This window comes from Streptomyces sp. NBC_01092 (assembly GCF_045039535.1).
Taxonomy (GTDB): domain Bacteria; phylum Actinomycetota; class Actinomycetes; order Streptomycetales; family Streptomycetaceae; genus Streptomyces.
Genome location: NZ_CP108659.1, coordinates 9,661,440 through 9,680,112, shown reverse-complemented (window position 1 = coordinate 9,680,112; position 18,673 = coordinate 9,661,440). Strand labels below are relative to the sequence as shown.

Here is an 18,673-nt window from a genome sequence, read left to right as displayed (position 1 = left end):
CTTCGGTCCGCCCCTACTCCGGCCGTGCGAGCTCCAGATCCAGGCCGCGCGCCAGGTCCTCGATCTCGCGGCCGACCTCCTCCCGCACGCCGTCGCCGAACTCCTCGTCCTCGTGGATCGCGTCGACTCTGAGCACTCCGGCCTTGCGGTCCGCCGTGGCGTCGAGCTTGCCCACCAGGCGGTCGCCGTACAGGATCGGCAGCGCGAAGTACCCCCAGCGGCGCCCCGCGGCCGGCTTGTACATCTCCAGCTGGTAGTCGAAGCCGAACAGCTCGGTGGTCCGCCTGCGGTCGTGGATCAGCCGGTCGAAGGGCGAGAGCAGGGCGGCACGCCCGGCGAACGGCTGCCCGAGCTGGGCCGGGTCCACCCGCCATCTGCCCCGCACACCCTCGACGACGGCCGGCTCACCCGCCTCCCCCACGTCCGCCGGCTCGACCTGGCACTCCGGACCCCGCGCGCGGGCGATGCCCAGGGCCCGCAGCCGGCGCTCGTCCCGGATGCGCAGCGCCTGCGCCACGGGGACCGCGGGCGTGTCGGGGTAGACCCGCTCGGCCAGGTCCCACAGCCGGTCGCCGCCGCCGCGTCCCGCCACGGCGACCTCGCCGCGCTGCACCATGAGCTCCAGCAGCTTGGTCACGTTGCGGTTGTTGCTCCACCCGCTCGACCGCCACGGCAGCGCGCAGGTGTCGGGCAGTTCACGGGACGGCAGCGGCCCCGCCGCACCGAGCCGGTCGAGGATGTCCAGGCGGCAGGCGTCGTTGGCGGCCACCCACATGCCGTGGTACTCCCGCCAGGACGACGGCGTACCCCGCTGCGGCCACTCGGCCATCTCGGCGCGGTACAGCGCGAGATCCTCGGCGGGCCGGATCATGGCGCGCAGCTCCAGCAGTGTCCGGTCCGCCAGGGCGTCGGTCAGGTCGGCCGGTGAGTACCCCGAGGAGCCGAGCCGGCTCCACGCCACGAGGTCGGCGCTGGGCGCGACGGCGGCGGTGGGGTCGATCTGGAGCAGGGTCAGCCGCCGTACGACATCCAGCAGCCCGTCCGGCCGCGGGGCGCCGTCCAGCAGCTGTGCGCGCACCGCGATCCGGCGGGCGTCGGCCCGGGAGAGCTCGTGGACGGTCATCGGGGTCACCAGTCCCGGGTGGCGATCAGCTCTTCCACGTCGGCGTCCGCGAAGCCGTACGCCTGGGCGACGAACCAGAACTCCTCGGCTATCTCCTCGCGGGCGACGGTCTCGATGTCGAAGTCGTCGTCCTGCAGGCCGTTGAACTCGTCGGTGGCCGCGTGGGTCAGCACGTACAGCGCGGCCAGGTCCGCGGGCCGCTCGGCCTCGATGCGCGCACACAGGCGAAGCAGGATCTCCTTGCCCTGGTCCACCGCGTCGTCGGGGTAGTAGTCGTCCCCGTAGAGCGCCTTGAGGAACGGGTGTGCGCTCACCTGCTCGTTGCTGATGTCCATGCTCTGATGGTGCACGACACCACTGACAACGCCACGGGAGCAGCCGGATGCCCTCTTTCGACCTGTTGCCCGGTGCCGAGGGATCGCCGGTGATCCTGCATGTGCCGCACTCGGCGCGGGAGATACCGCCCGAGGTGCGGGCGGGGATCACGCTGGACGACCGCGCGCTGGAGCGGGAGCTGAACCACATCGTCGACGCGCACACCGCGGAGCTCGCCGAGGCGGCGGCCTCGTCGGCCGGCGTCACCCCCTGGCGGTTCGTGAACCGGCTCTCCCGGCTGGTCGTCGACCCGGAGCGGTTCCCGGACGAGCGGGAGGAGATGCTCGCCGTGGGCATGGGCGCCGTCTACACCCGGACCACGCACCTCGCGGAGCTACGGCCCGCCGACACCGACCCGAAGCCGCTCGTCGAGCGGTACTTCCGGCCGTACGCGAAGGCCATGACGCACGCCGTCGCCGACCGGCTCGCCGCCACGGGACGGGCGGTGATCATCGACGTCCACTCCTACCCGACCGCCCGGCTCCCCTACGAGCTGCACGGCGAGGGCCCACGGCCGCCGGTCTGTCTGGGCACCGACTCCTTCCACACGCCGCCCGAGCTGCTCGCGGCGGCGCGGGAGGCGTTCGCGCCGTGCGGGGAGGCGGGGCTGGACAGCCCCTTCAGCGGCACGTACGTACCGCTGGACTTCTACGGCGTCGAGGCCCGGGTCGCCGCGCTGATGATCGAGATCCGCAGGGACACGTACATGGCGGAGCCGGGCGGTCCGGCAGGTCCCGGACTCACCCGGCTCTCGCGGGCGTTGGCGGCGCTGGTGGATGCCGCCTCGCGCTGAGGCCGTGCCTCAGGCCCGCAGCCACTCCGTGACCACGACCTCCCCGCCGGTCCGCAGCCGCAGGGCGAACGGGCCGTTGGGCGGGGCGTCGCTGGTGAAGCGGCCCATGCCGTCGGCTTCGACCGGTGTGGCCGTCTGGGGGCCGCCGAGCACCTCGATCCGCGCCTGCTGCGGGGGCAGCACCTGCCCCATCAGACCCTGCGCGGTCACTTCCACGTCGACGGTCACCTCGCCCGCGCGGAAGGTCAGCATCCGCGGCACATCCGTCGCCCCCCTGACCGGAATGGCGTCTTCCACCGAGTCGAAGGTCAGCTCGGCGATCCGGGCGTCGAGGTCGTGCAGCGCGAACGCCTCGACGGCGAGCTGGCGCAGCTGGGCCGGTACGGGGTCCAGGATGGCGGCGGCCTGGCGGAGTTCCTCCTCCAGCAGCTCGATGTCGAAACCGTCGTCGCCGGGGGCCCCTTCGCCCGTCACGTCGTCGTGCATGTCGTCGTTCACTGCGCCCCCCGCGCGTCGAGTCGGGCCCTGAGCCGGCGCAGACAGCGCTGCCGCAGCGGACCGATGCTGCCCACGGCGATGCCCAGTGCGGCGGACACCTCCTGGTAGCTGGGCGGCGGCGAGGCCATCAGCACCCGCAGCAACTGGCGGCAGCGGTCGCCGAGTTCCTCGAACTCCTGCCACATCCAGCGGATGCGTTCGGACTCGGCGGCGGCCTCCTCCGAGTCCAGGACCGACTGTTCGGGCGTACGGTCCTCGCTGACCCGGTCGAGCAGCTGCGGATCGTTCGTCACGGTCAGTCGCCTTAAGCTCTTGAGCACCTTCAGGCACTCGTGCCGTGCGGTGCTCGCGAGCCATGACCCGGCCTTCTCGGGTTCCCGGATGCGCCCCAGGTGCTGGGCGAAACGGAACCAGACGGTCTGGTACACCTCATGGGCGTCGGCGTCACCCAGCCGGTGGGCGCGCACCACCGACCACACCAGTGGGCTCAGCCCTTCCACCAGCGCCTTCCAGGCCGCCGCGTCACCGTCGACGGCGGACTGGACCAAGGCGCCGACATCTGCACGGTCCACAGCCCCACCCCTCGTGTACGGCAAGTCATCGTACGCCGCGGAGGGGAGGGTTCCGACCCTCATGAGCGAGGAGCCGGCGGCAGAACGGGCACAGGACGCCAGGTCGAGGGGCGCAGCGCCGGTACGTGCGCCCCCCGCACCTCCGCGTAGCCGGAGTTCGCGGCGAGCATCTTGTACCGCGCGACCCGAGGGTCGGACTCCTGCTGCCCGCTCATGTGGGAGGCGATCAGGCCCGCGACGAGGGGGGTTGCGAACGAGGTGCCGCTCCAGTGCGCGAGCCCCTCGAACATCACCTGGTCGGGCTTGGTGCCGCTGCTGGTGCCCGCCTCGCTCAACACGCCGGTGTGGCGCGGGGACACACAGGTGCAGGAGTAGCCGAAGCCGTACCGGCAGGTCTCGTAGGTGGAGTGCTGGTAGATGTACGGCACGGGCGCGTCGAAGCCGGTGAGGACGCTGGTGAGGCGCTCGCCGGGCGCGTACACCTTCACCCAGGGGCCGTGGTTGCTGAAGCAGGCGCCGAACTCGCCGTCGCCGCGCAGGGCGCCGACCGACAGCACGACGTCCTGGTAGTCGGGCAGGTCGGCGTAGGCGGCGGGCCAGAACGGCGTGGCGCTGCCGTTGTTGCCGGCCGCCGCGACGAGCAGCGTGCGCTGTTCGCGCAGTTCCCGCATGAAGGCCTCGACGCCGAGCAGGCCGTCGGTGCGGCCGTTGGAGGTGCCGGCGGAGAGGCTGAGGATGTCGGGCCAGCCGCCCGCGTCGACGGCCTCGAAGAGCTTCTCGCCGAACTCGGACTCCAGGATGGCGCCCGCGTCGTTGAGGGAGTTGCGCACGACGACGTCCGTGTTGGGCGCGACTGCGGCGACGAGACCGGCGATGAACGTGCCGTGGCCGACGTACTGCTGGAGGACGCCGTCGTCGTCGCACTCCTTGATCTGCGCGTCGCCGTCGGTGTGGGCCAGCAGCGGGGAGGACCGGAAGTCGCCCATGAGCCCGGTGTCGACGACCAGGACGCCGATGGCGCTGTCCGCGTCGTAGGTGCCTTCGGCGAGCGCGGGGTTGAGTCCCTCGGCCTGCGTGACGGGCCCGGGTTCGTCGCCGGGGCAGGAGTTGACGGCGATCGACACCAGGTGGTTGCGGCTCACCAGCCGCCGGCCGGCCCGGCCCTCCGACTCCCGCAGGGCGCGCAGGGCGTGCGCGACGGGGCGGTCGCCGCTGGGGTCACCCTCGCCGGGGTCGCCGACCTGGATGCGGGTGATGCCCGAACGGTTGGTCTGCGGGCCCGCGCGGCGCACGTGGTCCTGCACCAGGTCGGGCTCGGCGGTGAAGTGGGCGCGCACGGTGTCCTCGACGACGCGGGCGTCCTCGCCGTCACGGACCAGGACGTAGCCCTTCTCGTAGATGAACTCGGCGGAGTCGTCCGGTCCCATCGCGAGGGGGACGTCGGGCATGGAGCGCTGGATCTGGTCGAACTGCTCGTGGAATCGCTGTGGTGCCATGGCGTGTCCTCCCACTGAAGCGACGGTCGTCAAATTGAGCCACGTGGTCGCTGATTGATACAGCGCCAAACCCGTGTGGCACGGTTCCGGGGCAACTACCATCCGTGGAGTGACCGCGGGAAGCGAATCGGTTCTCGAACTGCTGCCGATGGTGTTCGCCGCCCCGAACGACGCGCTGGCGAGGGCGGAGGGGCTGCTCGACGCCGATCCCTCGCCCTTGCACGCCTCCGTCGCCCACCAGGTGATCGGCATCTGGCAGCGGGACTGGGGCGACATGCGCATCGCCCTCCAACACCTGCGGCGCGCCCGGGATCTCGCGGCACGCGCGGATTCCGCCGACCGGGAGGCGGACGTGCTGGCGGCGCTCGGGGTCGCGTTGGTGCACGCAGGGCGCACTCAGCAGGGGCTGGCCGCGCTGGAGCGCGGGATCGAGCGCGGCAGCGGACACACGCGCGCGCGGGTGCTGTTCCGCCGCGCCTACGCCCGCTGGGTGCTCGGCCACCATCGGGAAGCACTGGAGGACGTGCGCCGGGCGATTCCGGTGCTGCGGCAGGTGGACGACGTCATCTGGACGGCTCGGGCGCTGACGCTGCGCGCGACCGTGCATCTGGCGCTCGGCGCGGTGGACCGGGCGGACGCCGACTTCACGGCGGCCGAGGCGCTGTGGGACACCACGGGCCAGGAGCACGACAAGGCCGACGCGGTGGAGAGCCGGGGCCTCGCGGCGTTCCGGTCGGGCGACATCCCGGCGGCGCTGCGGCTGCTCGACGAGGCCGAGGAGCGCTACTCCAAGCTCGGCACGCCGACGTTCATGCTGAACATCCGCCGCTGCGAGGTGCTGATGGCGGCCGGGCTGGCTCCTGAGGCGCTGGCCGAGGCCGATGCGGCGATCGCCGTGCTCGACGGCATCGGCGGCCAGTCCACCCGCAAGGCGGAGCTGCTGCTGGTCGCCGCGCGGGCCGCCCGGCTGGCGGGCGACGCGCACACCGCGATAGCTCGCGCCGACATGGCCGTACGGCTGTTCGCGGGGCAGCGGCGCAGCTGGTGGGAGACGCATGCGCGGCTGGTGCTGATCGAGGCGCGGGTGACCGCCGGGCGCAGTTCGGGGCGGCTGGTGGCCGACACGGCGGCGGTCGCCGACCGGCTGGCCTCCTTCGGCGCGCCGGCCGCGCCGGAGGCCTCGCTGCTCGCGGGCCGGATCGCGCTCGGGCTGGGCTGGCGGGCCGACGCCGAGCGGCATCTGGGCGTCGCCGCCCGCAGCCGGCGCAGCGGGCCGCCGCTGGCGCGGATGACGGGCTGGGCGGCGCAGGCGCTGCGGGCGCAGGCGGCCGGGTCGGGGCGCGGTGTCCTGGAGGCCTGCCGGCGCGGACTGGATGTGCTCGACGCCCACCGGATGACGCTGGGCGCCTCGGAGCTCAGGGCCCGCGCCACCGCGCAGGGCGCCGAGCTCGCCGCGCTGGCCCAGCAGGCCAGCCTCGACTCCGGCAGTCCGCGCCGGCTGCTGGTGTGGAGCGAGCGCTGGCGGGCCACGGCGCTGTCGACGCCGCCGACCCGGCCGCCGGCCGACCCGGAGCTGCTGAGCGACCTGACCGCGTTCCGGGAGATCGCGGCGCGTGCCGAGGAGGCGCGCCGCGACGCCCGTCCGGTTCCGGCGCTGGAACGCGAACAGCGGCGCCTGGAGCGGGAGATCCGGTCCCGGACGCTGCACCTGCGCGGCGGCACGCCCGGCTACGGCGACCGCTTCGACCCGGGCCGGCTGCTTCAGCGGCTGGGCGACGACGTACGACTGGTCGAACTCGCCGTGCTGGACGGGCGGGTTCAGGTGCTGCTGTGCGGGCAGGGGCGGGTGCGTCGGTACGAGGCCGGGCTGCTGGCCGAGGCGGAGACCGAGGCCGAGCATGTGCAGGCCGGGCTGCGGCGGCTGGCCCATCCGGGTGCGGAGGGGCGGCTGCCGGTGGTGGAGGCCGCGGGGCGGCGGCTGGAGGAGCTGCTGCTCGGTCCGGCCGCGGCACATCTCGGTGACGGCCCCGTGGTGGTCGTGCCGCCGGCCCGGCTGCACCGGGTGCCGTGGGCGCTGTTGCCGTCGCTGCGGGAGCGGGTGCTCAGCGTGTCGCCGTCGGCGAGCGGCTGGCTGCGCGCCCGGGAGACCGAGCCGCCGCCGGGCGGCCGTCAGGTGCTGGTGCGCGGGCCGGGCCTCGCGACCGGTGGCGCTGAGGTGCCGCATCTGGCGGGCCGGTACGGCGGCGCCGTCGTCCTGGAGCACGCCGACGCGCGGGCGGCGCGCGTGCTGGAGGAGCTCGACGGCGCCGCGCTGGCCCATATCGCCGCGCATGGCACGTTCCGTGCGGACGGCCCCCTGTTCTCGTCGTTGCGGATGGCCGACGGGCCGCTGATCGTGCACGACTTCGAGCGACTGGACCGCAGCCCGTACCGGATCATCCTGTCCTGCTGCGACACCGCCCGGTTCGCTTCCGTCGGCGCCGACGAACTCCTCGGCCTGGTCACCGCGTTGCTGCCGCTGGGCACGGCCGGGGTGGTGGCCTGCACGGCGCCCGTCAACGACGCGGCGGTGGTGCCGCTGATGCTCGCGCTGCACAAGGGGCTGAGCGAGGGGCTCTCCCTGGCGGAGGCGCTGCGGGACGCGCGGGCGGCGCTGCCGGGGGATGCGCTGCATCGGGCTACGGGGTGGGCGTTCTCGGCCTTCGGAGCGGCGTGAGGCTTTCATCGGCGGCAGGCGGTCTATTTGCTTACGCCGGCTGCGCGTCCGGCAGTTCCACCAGCCACGGCAGTGCGCCGCGGTCGCTGGCGCCCAGGCGGGCGTACGCGCTGTAGAGGTGGTTGCCTACCGTGCGGACGGACAGGGTGAGTTTCTCGGCGATCTGGCGGTTGCTCAGGCCCGTGGCGGCCAGGGTGACGATCTGGCGTTGCCGGGCGGTCAGTTCGCCGAGGACCAGCCCGGACAGGGCCGGGGTGCGGGCGCCCTGGCAGCGGCGGGCCAGGGCGACGGCACGCGTGCGTGAGGTGCGCACGGCACGCGGGTCGCGGTGCGCCCGTACGGCCTGGGCGTGCGCCTCGGCCGCATAGAGCAGGAAGCCGCGCTCCCGGAGCTGTTCGGCCACTTGGTCCAGCGCGGGGCCGTCGGCGCGCGCGAGCGCGTCGGCGTGCTCGGCGAAGACGCCGCTCAGGCGGCCCGCGGCGCGGTCTGGGTCGCCGAGGCGGACGGCGTCGTACGCGTCGCCGTCGATCGCCTCGACCGCCCCGGCGGCGCCGCGGGTCGCCGTCGGCCGGGTGGCCGCCCCACCCCCGTGAGGGCGGCCACCCAGGATCTCGTGCGCGGCGGTCGCGTCGCCCGACTGCGCTGCGGCGAGGGCGAGTTCGCGACGGCAGGCCGGATCGTCACCGCCGTCCCGCTGCCCCTCCCGCGCCCACGCCGCCGCCTCCCGCAGCTCACCGCGCAGTCGCGCGAACCGGGCGCGTGCGGCCGCGTATCCGGCCGGCACAGGCGCGCCCTCCGCGACCAGCCACTCCCCCACGGGCGCCGCCGCGGCCCGTACGTCCGCCCGCTCGATACGGCGGCTCAGCGCGGCCCGCTCGGCGTCGAGGGCGGGGCCGCACTGTTCGGGCGTACGCGACAGCCGCCTCGCCCGCAGCCGGCCGGCCGCGGCCCGCAGCACCGGGCCGTGCAGGGGGTGGGCGAGGCGGACGGCTCCCTGGTCGTCGACGTGGACCAGCGCGTCGGCCTCCAGGTGTTCCAGGGTGCGCAGATCGAGCCGGTCCGCCTCCAGGTCCAGGGGCAACGGCTCGGCGAAGGCGAGGCGTTCGAGGATTTCGCGCTGTTCGGTGCTGGTGCGGTCGAGGACGTGGGCGGTGCGCTCGCGCACGGTCGTGGTCATCGGGACCGGGCCGCGCCACGCCCACTCGTCCGTCTCCGGGACGCGGGTGAGCAGACCGCTCTCGCGCGCCGCGCCCGCCAGGTCGCGCATCAGCCGCAGGTCGCCCTGGCACAGGCGGTGCAGCCGGTTGACGGTGAGCGGTTCGAGGCCGGCGCCCGCCGCTTCGGCGGCCAGCAGCCGGGCCGTGTCCTCGCGGGGCAGCGGCTCCAGGGTGAGACGGGGCAGGAGTTCGCCGGTCCACAGCCGGGAGATCGCGCCGGGGGCCGGGGCGCCGTCGGTGGTGACGACCAGGAGGCGGGTGCGGCCGTGCACGGCGAGCTGGTGGACGAGGGCGGCCGAGGCGTCGTCGAGGAGGTGGGCGTCGTCGACCAGGAGCAGCCGTACGGCGGACAGATGCTGGAACGCGCCGTGCAGGGAGGCCGTCTCGGGGACGAGGTGCGCGAACGCGGCGAAGCGGATACGGCGGGTCTCGGGGGTGCCGGCCACCCGGGCGCACTGGGTGCCGCGGGCCGCCTCGGTGACGAGCCGGGTCTTGCCGCTGCCGGCCGGGCCGGTGACCACGATGCCGTGCCGGCCGGCGGTCAAGGCCCCGCGGACCAGTTCCAGTTCGTCCTCCCGGCCGGTGAACGGCCAGGGCAGTTCCAGGGTCTTCGCGTCGCGTACGTAGGTCGTCACGGCAATAGGAGCGCGGTGACTCACCTCTGATACACGGGTACTTGAGTAGCCCCCGACTCAGGCGCCGATGGCAGGCCCACGGCAGGCTGTCCGCATGACCGCTCGCTACTGCTCCCTCGCGCAGCAGTCGGCGCCAGCCTTCGCACCGGGCCTGGCCGCCGAGCGGCTCAGTGCGCTCATCGGCGGACACCGGATGTGGGTCAACGGCACGGTGCTGCACTACCACTTCTTCGACCGGGACTCCGACGGATCCGCGATCCCGGACCCGGAGACAGGCGAGACCCGGCACGTCTCGTGGGTCGGCAGCAAGGAGCAGCGGGACGTCGTACGCGAGTGCTTCCAGGAGTGGCAGGGGCTCGGCATCGGGCTGTCGTTCGTGGAGGTGGACGACCGGTCGGAGGCCGAACTGCGGATCGGGTTCCAGCTCGGCGACGGCTCCTGGTCGACGGTGGGCAAGGACGCGCTCCAGCTCGGCCTGAACGAGCGCACCATGAACTTCGGCTGGGACCTGACCGTGGCCGGGGAGCGCGGGACGGCGCTGCACGAGATCGGGCACGCGCTCGGCATGCTGCACGAGCACCAGAGCCCGTTCGCCGGGATCCACTGGGACGACGAGGCCGTGTACGCCGATCTGGCGGGCCCGCCGAACTTCTGGAGCCGGGACAAGACGTTCTTCAACATCCTGCGCAAGCTCGACGCGAACGAGGTCAACGGTTCCGCCTGGGACTCGCAGTCGATCATGGAGTACCCCTTCTCGGCCGGGCTGATCCTGGAGCCGGAGCAGTTCCGCGCGGGCCTGAACCCGCCGGGCGTGCTGTCCGGGGCGGACCAGGAGTTCGTGCGCCGCTGGTACCCGCCGGCCGAGACGCCGGGGCCGCGCGAGCTGGTGCCCTTCCGTTCGGTGCCGCTGCGGCTCGGCCCGGCCGAGCAGGCCGACTTCGTCGTCGAGCCGCCGGAGACCCGTGAGTACACGGTGGGCACCTTCGGCGACAGCGACACCGTCGTCGTGGTCTTCGAGGAACGCGACGGGGAACCTCGCTACCTCGCCGCCCAGGACGACGGCGGCACCCCGCACAACGCCACGCTCAAGGCGCGCCTCGTCAAGGGCCGCCGCTACTTCGTCCGGGTACGCCTCTATGCCGGCTGGGGGTCGGGGGAGACAGCGGTCATGTGCTGGTGACAGCACAAATCCGCTGACGTGCACGGACGTGACAGTCCACAGTCCGGCGCCGGGGAAAGTGGGCGGGACGCCACCTTCGGGGGAGGGTGACGTCCCGCCCACGCCGACGCCCACAGCTGTCCGCCGCTAGGGCCTGCGTTGCCACTCCTGCGCCAGGAGTTCGTACGAGCGCACCCGGTCCTCGTGGGCGTGGGTGAGGGTGGTGATCAGCAACTCGTCGGCGCCCGTGGCCTCCTGGAGCTGTTCGAGTTGGTCGGCGACCCGGCTCGGTGATCCCACGAACCGGGTGTCGAGGCGGTCCTGGACCAGCGCTCGGTCCTTGTCGTGCCAGGCGTGGGTGCGGGCCTCCTCCGGTGTGGGGTAGGGGATGGCGCCCTCGGCGGTGCGGATGCTGCGGACCCACAGGCCGTAGCCGGTGGCGAGTTCACGGGCGGTCGCGTCGTCCTCGGCGACGACCACGTCGGCGGAGACGGTGACGTACGGCTTGTCGAGGGATTCGGAGGGCTGGAAGAAGGACCGGTAGCCCTCGACCGCTTCCAGCACTGTGGCGGGGCTGACGTGGTAGTTCGCGGCGAAGCGCAGGCCCCGGGCGCCCGCCGTCTCGGCGCTCTGGCCGCCGCTGCTGCCCAGGATCCACACCTCGACGTCGGCGCCCTCGCCGGGCACGACGTGCGCCTCGATGCCCTCCGGGGTGCGGTAGGTGCCGGCCAGCAGGGCGAGGATGTCGTCGATCTGCTCGGCGTAGTCCTGTGGCTCGGCGTTCGGCGGCAGGAGCAGCTTGCGTTGCAGGGCGACGCGGGGTGAGCCGAGCAGGTGCTCGAAGGAGAAGCGGGGCGGGATCAGCAGTCCGTTGGGGGCGCGGCCGTCGACGACCGGGGTCGCCGTCGCGATCGTCGCCTTCTCCCCCGGTGGGCTGCCGCCCGAGCGGCCGAGGCCCAGGTCGAGGCGGCCGGGGTGCAGGGCGCCGATCAGGCCGAACTCCTCGACCGTGGACAGCGCGGTCCGGTGACCGAGCTGTACGGCCCCGGAGCCGAGGCGGATGGTGGAGGTGGCCGCGGCGGTCAGGGCCAGGACGACCGCGGGAGACGTGCCCGCCACGCCGGGGTTGAGATGGTGTTCGGCGAACCAGTAGCGGGCGTAGCCGAAGCGTTCGGTCTGCCGGGCGAGATCGATGGAGTTCCGCAGGGCGTCCGCAGCCGTCGAGCCGGAGGAGATCGGTACCAGGTCCAGGACGCCTAGGGGGATGTCAGACATGGACTCGCTCCTGCGCGGTCGGTGCTGCCGGAGACACCGGAGCCCATGCGAACGGCGGGTCCGGGATGTCCTTGCGCAGCACGGGTGCCACCGCCGACTGGAACAGCTCCAGCGAGTCCCGGTGCTGGGTGTCGGTGCGGCCGCTCGCGTCCGCGTGCAGGTGGAGGGCCGTGTGGCCGAACTGCTCGTGGTAACGGTGCACCTTGTCGACGACCTGCTGCGGGCTGCCGATCAGGGCGGAGCTGCGCTCGACGAAGTCCTCCAGGGTCTCGAACACGACGGGCAGCCCCGCCTGCCGGTAGAAGGCCAGGTTGGCCTCGAAGACCGGCCGGTAGGCGGCCAGCGCCTGCTGGGACGTCGGGGCCACGTGGATGCCCGCCGAGCCGGCCCCGATCGCGATGTCGGCCGGGTCGTGGCCGTAGTGCTCCCAGCGCTCGCGGTAGTGGCGGATCAACTCGGCGTACGGCTCGATGGGATGGGTGACGTTGGCGGAGAACAGCGGGTCGCCGTAGCGGGCGGCCAGGTCGACCGACTCCTTGCTGGTGGCGCTGCCGTGCCAGACCCGGACGGGCTGCTGGTAGGGCCGCGGCCACACCTCGGCGTCCGTGAGCGGCGGGCGGAAGCGGGTCGCCGCGCTCACCTTGTCCTGCCGCCAGATCCGCCGGAAGACCTCGTAGCTCTCGGCGTTGCGGTCCCACTGGTCCTCGGGCGTGACCTGGAACAGCTCGCGCTGGGCTGCGCCGTTGCCCTTGCCGATGATCAGGTCGAGGCGCCCCTCGGAGAGGTGGTCGAGGGTGGCGTAGTCCTCGTAGGCGCGCACCGGGTCGAGCAGGCTGAGCGTCGTCACGGCCGTGAAGAGCCGTATCCGCCTCGTCAGGGCGGCGACGTGGCTGAGGACGACCGTCGGGGACGAGGAGATGAACGGCCGCTCGTGCCGCTCCCCCACGCCGAACCCGTCGAAGCCCAGCTCCTCGGCGAGCAGGGCGTTGTCGAGGACCTCGCGGAACCGGTCGTGCGTCGGCTTCAGGACCCCGGTGACGGGGTCCGGGCGGTGCACGATCAAGGTGATGGCGAGGAACTTCACGACGCCGCCCGCTCGTCGCGGATCCGGGCGTCGTCGGGGTGGGCCAGCCCGAGGTGGTCGCGCAGGGTCGTGCCCTCGTACTCGGTGCGGAACACGCCCTGTTCCTGGAGCAGCGGCACCACCTTGTCGGCGAACTCGTCGAGGCCGGTCGGGGTGATGTGCGGGACGAGGATGAAGCCGTCGCTCGCGTCGGCCTGCACGAAGTCGTTGATGGTCTTGGCGAGGGTGGCCGGGGAGCCGACGAAGTTCTGCCGGTTACCGGTGTTGATGACGAGGTCGCGGATGGACCACTTGTTGGCCTCGGCCAGCTCGCGCCACTCGCGTGCGGTGGCCAGCGGGTCCCGGTACATGCGGACCTGGGCGCGGCCCTTGGAGATGTGGTGGTCGCTGACGTCCGGGTCGATGTCGGGAAGGGGGCCTTCCGGGTCGTACGCAGAGAGGTCCCGGTTCCAGACGAACTCCAGGTGCTTGAGCGCGGTGGCCCCGCTGACCTGCTGGCGGCGCACCTCGCGGGCGAGTTCCTCTGCGTCGGCGTCGGTGTCGGCGAGGGCGAAGGTCGCGGCGGGCAGGATGAGCAACTGGTCGGGGCGGCGGCCGTACTTGGCCAGCCGGGACTTCACGTCGGTGTAGAAGGACCGGCCGCCCTCCAGGGTGCCGTACCGGCTGAAGATGGCGTCCGCCTCGGCGGCGGCGAACTCGCGGCCCTCTTCGGAGTCACCGGCCTGGAAGATGACGGGGCGGCCCTGGGGCGAACGCGGGACGTTGAACTGCCCGTGGATGTCGAAGTGCTGCCCGGTGTGCACGAAGGCGCCTGCCTTGGCGTCCCGCAGGAACGTGCCGGTCTCCTGGTCGGCGAGGATCTCGTCGCCGTGCCAGGAGTCGAACAGCTCGTTCGCCGTGGCGAGGAACTCCTTGGCGCGGGAGTAGCGCTCCTCCTGCGGCAGGAAGCCGCCGCGGCGGAAGTTCTCGCCGGTGAAGGCGTCCCAGGAGGTGACGACGTTCCAGGCGGCGCGGCCGCCGGAGAGGTGGTCGAGGCTGGCGAACTGGCGGGCCACCTCGTAGGGCTCGTTGAAGGTGGAGTTGATGGTGCCGGTCAGGCCGAGGTGCTCGGTGACGGCGGCGAGCGCGGCAAGGATCGTGAAGGTGTCGGGGCGGCCGACGACGTCCAGGTCGTAGATCGTCCCGCCCTGTTCGCGGAGCCTGAGCCCCTCGGCGAGGAACAGGAAGTCGAACCTGGCCCGTTCCGCGGTCCGCGCGAAGTGCGCGAAGGAGCTGAACTCGATGTGGCTGCCGGCCTTGGGGTCGCTCCACACGGTGGTGTTGTTGACGCCAGGGAAGTGCGCGGCCAGATGGATCTGCTTGAGCGGCTTGGTCATGTCGGTGCGGTCCTTCCGGCTCAGGCGGCTGCGTAGCGGTTGGCGGGGCGGTCCAGGCCCAGGAGGCCGCGCAGGGTGTCGGCCTCGTAGGCGCGGCGGAAGACGCCGCGACGCTGGAGCTCGGGGACCAGTCCCCGGGTGATCGCCGGGAGGTCGTGGCCGACGACGGCGGGACGCAGCCGGAAGCCGGACAGTCCGGCGTCCTGCAACTCCTGGAGCAGGTCCGCCAGTTGGGAGGGAGTGCCGGTGAAGATCAGGGCGTCACTGGTGTACGGCTGTCCCGCGAGCGCGTCGAGCCGTTCCCGGCGTGCGGTCGCGGCGGCCGGGTCGTCGTCCAGGAAGACCACCAGGTCGCCGAAGACGTGAAGGGGTTCGGCCGCCCTCCCTGCCGTGCTCTGCTCGGCGCGGATCTGGGCGACGACGGCGCGGGCCTCGTCGGCGTCGTACGGGGTGACATAGCCGATGTCGGCGGCGCGGGCCACGAGCCGGTAGGGGACGGTGTCGTGGGCGAGGGCGGTGACGAGCGGCTGGCCCTGCGGCGGGCGGGGTGTGATGGAGGGGCCCTTGACGCTGAAGTGGCCGCCCTCGAAGTCGATGTAGTGCAGCTTCTCGCGGTCGATGAAGCGCCCGGTGGCGGTGTCCCGGATCTCGGCGTCGTCCTCCCAGCTGTCCCAGAGGCGCCGCACCACCTCGACGTGGTCGGCGGCCTCGTCGAAGAGGTCGGTCACCACCTCGCGGGCGGCCGGGCTGTCGTAGGCCTCGATGCGCGCGATGGTGCGGCGGCCGAAGTGCGCGGCCTCGTTCGGGCGGGCGGTGATCTGTACCCGCAGTCCGGCGCGGCCGGAGCTGATGTAGTCGAGGGTGGCGATGGCCTTGGAGATGTGGAACGGCTCCGTGTGGGTGGACACCACTGTCGGCACCAGACCTATATGGCTGGTCAACGGGGCCACACGGGAGGCGATGAGGACGGCGTCGAGGCGGCCGCGGACCTGGTCGGTGCGCTCGTCCGGGTCCAGGAAGTGGGAGGACTGCGGGCCGAGGCCGTCCTCGATGGTCACGAAGTCGAGCAGGCCGCGCTCGGCCTCGGTGACCAGGTCGGCCCAGTAGGCGGCGGTGAACAGGTCCCGGGGGCGGGCCACCGGCTCGCGCCAGGAGGCGGGATGCCAGCCGGTGCCGTCCAGGGCGACGGCGAGGTGCAGGGAGGAAGAGGGTGCTGAGGACACGGGTCGGTGCCTTCCTGGAAGTCCGTACGAGAACGCCGGCCCTCGCTCAAGGGGGGCACGGCGGGTGAGGGAACGTCAGGAACAACAGAGCGCGCCGGACACGCGCTGGAGGTCGATGTGGGGCCGGGAGTGGAGGTGGACGGCGTGGAATATGTACGTCACGTCCGCCACCTCCGTCCTCCGGGTCGCGCGCTTTCGCGCCTCGCACATCTCGTCATGAGTCACAACGCGCCGACCTCGGCAGGTGTTCCCGTCAGGAGTTGTCCAACGGCAGGCCGGGCGGGTTGACCTCCGACTTGGACACGGCCTCGTTGGACAGGTTCCAGGCGGCGAGCCACTTCGCGTACTGGCCGTTGTCGATCAGGTGGTTGATCGCGTCGACAAGGGGCTGGGCGAGGCCGCTGTTCTTCTTGGCGGTCGCGGCGATCAGGCCCTGGAGCGTCGCCCCGGCGCCGGAGAACTGGCCCGCGATCCTCGTCGGGCTGGGCGTGCTCTTCGTCTGGGTGACGTGGTAGGAGAGGTTGGGGCTGGGACCGAAGTAGGCGTCGATCTTGCCGCTGTTGAGGGCCAGGTAGGTGCTGTTGTTGTCCTGGAAGTACTTGACGGTCAGCTTCTTACCCTCCTTCTCCAGCCTGTCCTTCCACTCCAGCAGGATCCGCTCCTGGTTGGTGCCGGCGCCGACGGACACGGTCTTGCCGGTGAGGGCCTCGTAGTCGCCGTCGAAGCTGAACTTCGAGTCCTTGAGGGCCTCGAAGGCGAGGTCGTCCTTGCGGTAGGAGGCGAACTCGTACTTCTGCTTGCGCTCCTCGGTGTCGGTGATGTTCGAGAAGCCGACGTTCACCTTGCCGCCGTCGATGCCGACGAAGAGGTTCTCCCAGGTGAACCGCTTGACCTCGGGTTCCAGGCCGAGGACGGCCGCGACCAGCCGGGCGAGGTCGATCTCGGAGCCGGTGAGGGTCTTCTGGTCACTGCCCACGAAGCCCAGCGGCGGGGCCCCGGAGGGCAGGGTGCCGGAGCCGATGACCAGCTTGCCGCTCTTCTTGAGGGCGTCGGGCAGCTTCGCGCTGATGGACTTCACCTCGGACACCTTCAGGGTGGTCTCCTTGGCGGCGCCGTTGGAGAGCTGTCCGACGGTGACGGTGCCCGCGCTGTCGTTCGTCCTGGTGGCGGCGTCGCTGTCCCCACCGCAGGCGGCGAGCCCGGTGGCGAGGGTGGCGACCGCGGTCGCCGCGGTGATGCCGCGTATCAGGCTGCGTCGGGAGATGTGGGTGGTGGGCATGGCCGTCCTTGGTGTTCGAGGAGGGTGGTGAGGGTGGGGCGGTGACGCGTGGGGGAGTTCGTGGGGAGCGGTGGGCTCAGAGGACCTTGCTGAGGAAGTCCCTGGTCCGCTCGTGCCGCGGCTTGTCGAGGACCTCGGAGGGCGGGCCCTGCTCGACGATCCTGCCGCCGTCGATGAAGACGACCCGGTCGGCGATCTCGCGGGCGAAGCCGATCTCGTGGGTGACGATGACGAGGGTGGTGCCGCTGGTCGCCAAGTCCTTGATGACGGACAGGACTTCACCGACGAGCTCCGGGTCGAGCGCGGAGGTCGGTTCGTCGAAGAGGATGACGCCCGGGCGCAGGGCGAGGGCGCGGGCGATGGCCACGCGCTGCTGCTGACCACCCGACAACTGGCGTGGATAGGCGCCGGCCTTGTCGGCGAGTCCGACACGGCCGAGGAGGTCGCGGGCGAGCTCCAGGGCTTCGGCCTTGGCGAGCTTGCCGGTCGCCACCGGGGCGGCGGCCACGTTGTCGAGGACCGTCAGATGCGGGAAGAGGTTGAAGTTCTGGAAGACGAAGCCGATCCTGCCGCGCTGCGTGAGGATGGCCCGCTCGCTCAGTTCCTTCAGCCGGTCGCCGTGCCGCCGTACGCCGATCAGCTCGCCGTTGAGGCTGACGTGGCCGATCTCGGGCTTCTCCAGGTGGTTGATGACCCTGAGCAGGGTGGACTTGCCGGAGCCGGACGGGCCGATGATCACGGTGACCTCGCCGGGGCGCACGGTCAGGTCGACGCCGTTCAGCACCCGGTGGGCGCCGTACCACTTGTGCACGTCGTGCACCTCCACGGTGGCGGGCGCGTTGTCGAGGAGGGTCTGGGCCTCGGCGGTCATACGGCGGCCTCCCTGCGGACGCGGGCCCTCAGGTCGGTGAACCCGGTCCGCAGTTTCTGCAACGGGGTCGGCGGCAGGGAGCGCGTGGCGCCCCGGGCGTAGTACCGCTCGACGTAGAACTGGACGACGGACACGACGCTGGTGAGGACCAGGTACCAGACGGTGGCGACCATCAGCAGCGGCACGATGTCGCCGGGGTAGGTGGAGCCCATGGACTGCGCGGAGCCGAACAGGTCGAGCAGGGAGACGTAGAAGACCAGCGAGGTGCCCTTGATCAGGCCGATGAGCTGGTTGACGTAGTTCGGCACGATGGAGCGCAGCGCCTGCGGGAACACGATCCTGCGGAACTGGTAGCCCTTGGGCAGGCCGAGCGCGGCGGATGCCTCGTGCTGGCCCTGGTCGACGGAGAGGACGCCGCCGCGGACGACTTCGGCGGCGTACGCGGACTCGTGCAAGCTGATGCCGACGACGGCGATGACCATGTCGGTGGCGAGCTTCGACTCGTCGAAGGAGAAGAAGGCGGGTCCGAAGGGGATGCCCACGCTCAGCGTCTTGTACAGGGCGCTGAAGTTGTAGAGGAACAGCAGCACCACGATCAGCGGGACGGAGCGGAACGCCCAGACGTAGACCCAACTGACCGCGCGCAGCACCGGGCTCTTCGAGAGCCGGGCCAGTGCCAGCAGGACACCGCCGAGGAGGCCCAACACCGCGCTGTAGGCGGTGACTTCGAGGGTGATCAGGAGCCCGTCGAGGATGGTGGGCCGTAGGAACCAGTAGCCGAAACGGTCCCACTGGTAGAAGGGGTTGGTCACCAGGCCGTGGACGAACTGGGCCGCCAGGACCAGGACCACCGCGGTGGCGATCCAGCGGCCGGGCCGCCTCAGCGGCAGCACGCGCTGGGCCGCGAGCTGTTTGGGCGGGGCTTCGGCGGGCGGCGGTGCCTCGGCGAGGGAGACGGCGGCGCCTGGGGGTTCACTCATG

17 protein-coding genes are annotated in these 18,673 nt (G+C 72.3%); 3 read left to right on the top strand and 14 right to left on the bottom strand.

Annotation, left to right across the window (positions count from 1 at the left end; genetic code table 11):
* Window positions 1–13: 13 nt before the first annotated feature.
* Both OG254_RS43800 and OG254_RS43795 read right to left on the bottom strand, forming a co-directional pair.
* The gene (locus OG254_RS43800; protein ID WP_405593314.1) at window positions 14–1,123 is read right to left on the bottom strand and encodes a DNA glycosylase AlkZ-like family protein; all 1,110 of its coding nucleotides are present in this window, start codon (window positions 1,121–1,123) and stop codon (window positions 14–16) included.
* A 5-nt stretch (window positions 1,124–1,128) separates the two neighbouring features.
* A complete protein-coding gene (locus OG254_RS43795) occupies window positions 1,129–1,458 on the bottom strand; it encodes a DUF5713 family protein (protein ID WP_405593313.1) in 330 nt (109 codons plus the stop codon).
* Between the two features lie 47 nt (window positions 1,459–1,505).
* Between OG254_RS43795 and OG254_RS43790 the strand changes: the two genes are divergently transcribed.
* Window positions 1,506–2,291, top strand: coding sequence for an N-formylglutamate amidohydrolase (locus OG254_RS43790; protein ID WP_405593312.1), 786 nt, complete (start codon window positions 1,506–1,508; stop codon window positions 2,289–2,291).
* Between the two features lie 9 nt (window positions 2,292–2,300).
* Here OG254_RS43790 and OG254_RS43785 read toward each other — a convergent pair whose 3' ends face one another.
* From OG254_RS43785 to OG254_RS43775, 3 genes are read right to left on the bottom strand one after another with little or no spacing between them, the layout of a single operon-like run.
* Entirely contained in the window at window positions 2,301–2,777 is a 477-nt protein-coding gene (locus tag OG254_RS43785) for a hypothetical protein (protein ID WP_405595559.1), read from the bottom strand.
* 8 nt (window positions 2,778–2,785) lie between these two features.
* Window positions 2,786–3,361: a sigma-70 family RNA polymerase sigma factor gene (locus OG254_RS43780; RefSeq protein ID WP_351187192.1), complete on the bottom strand. Its 576-nt coding sequence runs from the start codon at window positions 3,359–3,361 to the stop codon at window positions 2,786–2,788.
* Between the two features lie 59 nt (window positions 3,362–3,420).
* Entirely contained in the window at window positions 3,421–4,857 is a 1,437-nt protein-coding gene (locus tag OG254_RS43775) for a S8/S53 family peptidase (RefSeq protein WP_405593311.1), read from the bottom strand.
* A gap of 148 nt (window positions 4,858–5,005) precedes the next feature.
* Here OG254_RS43775 and OG254_RS43770 point away from each other — a divergent pair, with 148 nt between their 5' ends.
* Window positions 5,006–7,573 (top strand): CHAT domain-containing protein, encoded by a 2,568-nt coding sequence (locus OG254_RS43770; RefSeq protein ID WP_405595557.1) that lies wholly within the window; start codon window positions 5,006–5,008, stop codon window positions 7,571–7,573.
* Window positions 7,574–7,604: 31 nt separating this feature from the next.
* Here the strand turns inward: OG254_RS43770 and OG254_RS43765 are convergent, their stop codons facing one another.
* Window positions 7,605–9,425 carry a LuxR C-terminal-related transcriptional regulator gene (locus tag OG254_RS43765; RefSeq protein ID WP_405593310.1) on the bottom strand — a complete coding sequence of 607 codons (1,821 nt, stop codon included), beginning with the start codon at window positions 9,423–9,425 and terminating at the stop codon, window positions 7,605–7,607.
* Between the two features lie 94 nt (window positions 9,426–9,519).
* On the opposite strand from OG254_RS43765, the gene OG254_RS43760 reads away from it, so the two are divergent.
* Window positions 9,520–10,605: a M12 family metallopeptidase gene (locus OG254_RS43760; RefSeq protein ID WP_405593309.1), complete on the top strand. Its 1,086-nt coding sequence runs from the start codon at window positions 9,520–9,522 to the stop codon at window positions 10,603–10,605.
* A gap of 126 nt (window positions 10,606–10,731) precedes the next feature.
* On the opposite strand, the gene OG254_RS43755 is transcribed toward OG254_RS43760, so the two are convergent.
* From OG254_RS43755 to OG254_RS43720, 8 genes are all read right to left on the bottom strand, one after another.
* Complete coding sequence (locus tag OG254_RS43755) at window positions 10,732–11,859, bottom strand: LLM class flavin-dependent oxidoreductase (RefSeq protein WP_405593308.1); 1,128 nt, start codon at window positions 11,857–11,859, stop codon at window positions 10,732–10,734.
* The gene (locus tag OG254_RS43750) at window positions 11,852–12,943 is read right to left on the bottom strand and encodes an LLM class flavin-dependent oxidoreductase (protein ID WP_405593307.1); all 1,092 of its coding nucleotides are present in this window, start codon (window positions 12,941–12,943) and stop codon (window positions 11,852–11,854) included. Before OG254_RS43750 ends, OG254_RS43755 begins: the two co-directional genes overlap by 8 nt.
* Window positions 12,940–14,319, bottom strand: a complete 1,380-nt coding sequence (locus OG254_RS43745; protein ID WP_405593306.1) for an NtaA/DmoA family FMN-dependent monooxygenase — start codon at window positions 14,317–14,319, stop codon at window positions 12,940–12,942. Before OG254_RS43745 ends, OG254_RS43750 begins: the two co-directional genes overlap by 4 nt.
* 20 nt (window positions 14,320–14,339) lie before the next feature.
* Window positions 14,340–15,542 (bottom strand): LLM class flavin-dependent oxidoreductase, encoded by a 1,203-nt coding sequence (locus tag OG254_RS43740; protein WP_405593305.1) that lies wholly within the window; start codon window positions 15,540–15,542, stop codon window positions 14,340–14,342.
* A gap of 75 nt (window positions 15,543–15,617) precedes the next feature.
* The gene (locus tag OG254_RS43735; RefSeq protein ID WP_405595554.1) at window positions 15,618–15,752 is read right to left on the bottom strand and encodes a putative leader peptide; all 135 of its coding nucleotides are present in this window, start codon (window positions 15,750–15,752) and stop codon (window positions 15,618–15,620) included.
* 43 nt (window positions 15,753–15,795) lie between these two features.
* A complete protein-coding gene (locus OG254_RS43730; RefSeq protein ID WP_405593304.1) occupies window positions 15,796–16,821 on the bottom strand; it encodes an ABC transporter substrate-binding protein in 1,026 nt (341 codons plus the stop codon).
* A 76-nt stretch (window positions 16,822–16,897) separates the two neighbouring features.
* Window positions 16,898–17,692, bottom strand: coding sequence for an amino acid ABC transporter ATP-binding protein (locus tag OG254_RS43725; protein WP_405593303.1), 795 nt, complete (start codon window positions 17,690–17,692; stop codon window positions 16,898–16,900).
* Window positions 17,689–18,672, bottom strand: a complete 984-nt coding sequence (locus tag OG254_RS43720) for an amino acid ABC transporter permease (protein ID WP_405593302.1) — start codon at window positions 18,670–18,672, stop codon at window positions 17,689–17,691. Before OG254_RS43720 ends, OG254_RS43725 begins: the two co-directional genes overlap by 4 nt.
* Window position 18,673 lies beyond the last annotated feature (1 nt).

What these genes read in the sequence shown, in the direction of transcription:
- OG254_RS43735 (WP_405595554.1), bottom strand. Translation starts at nt 15,752, where the DNA reads ATGTGCGAGGCGCGAAAGCGCGCGACCCGGAGGACGGAGGTGGCGGAC.
- OG254_RS43720 (WP_405593302.1), bottom strand. Translation starts at nt 18,672, where the DNA reads ATGAGTGAACCCCCAGGCGCCGCCGTCTCCCTCGCCGAGGCACCGCCG.
- OG254_RS43730 (WP_405593304.1), bottom strand. Translation starts at nt 16,821, where the DNA reads ATGCCCACCACCCACATCTCCCGACGCAGCCTGATACGCGGCATCACC.
- OG254_RS43745 (WP_405593306.1), bottom strand. Translation starts at nt 14,319, where the DNA reads ATGACCAAGCCGCTCAAGCAGATCCATCTGGCCGCGCACTTCCCTGGC.
- OG254_RS43760 (WP_405593309.1), top strand. Translation starts at nt 9,520, where the DNA reads ATGACCGCTCGCTACTGCTCCCTCGCGCAGCAGTCGGCGCCAGCCTTC.
- OG254_RS43725 (WP_405593303.1), bottom strand. Translation starts at nt 17,692, where the DNA reads ATGACCGCCGAGGCCCAGACCCTCCTCGACAACGCGCCCGCCACCGTG.
- OG254_RS43775 (WP_405593311.1), bottom strand. Translation starts at nt 4,857, where the DNA reads ATGGCACCACAGCGATTCCACGAGCAGTTCGACCAGATCCAGCGCTCC.
- OG254_RS43790 (WP_405593312.1), top strand. Translation starts at nt 1,506, where the DNA reads ATGCCCTCTTTCGACCTGTTGCCCGGTGCCGAGGGATCGCCGGTGATC.
- OG254_RS43795 (WP_405593313.1), bottom strand. Translation starts at nt 1,458, where the DNA reads ATGGACATCAGCAACGAGCAGGTGAGCGCACACCCGTTCCTCAAGGCG.
- OG254_RS43785 (WP_405595559.1), bottom strand. Translation starts at nt 2,777, where the DNA reads ATGCACGACGACGTGACGGGCGAAGGGGCCCCCGGCGACGACGGTTTC.
- OG254_RS43755 (WP_405593308.1), bottom strand. Translation starts at nt 11,859, where the DNA reads ATGTCTGACATCCCCCTAGGCGTCCTGGACCTGGTACCGATCTCCTCC.
- OG254_RS43800 (WP_405593314.1), bottom strand. Translation starts at nt 1,123, where the DNA reads ATGACCGTCCACGAGCTCTCCCGGGCCGACGCCCGCCGGATCGCGGTG.
- OG254_RS43770 (WP_405595557.1), top strand. Translation starts at nt 5,006, where the DNA reads ATGGTGTTCGCCGCCCCGAACGACGCGCTGGCGAGGGCGGAGGGGCTG.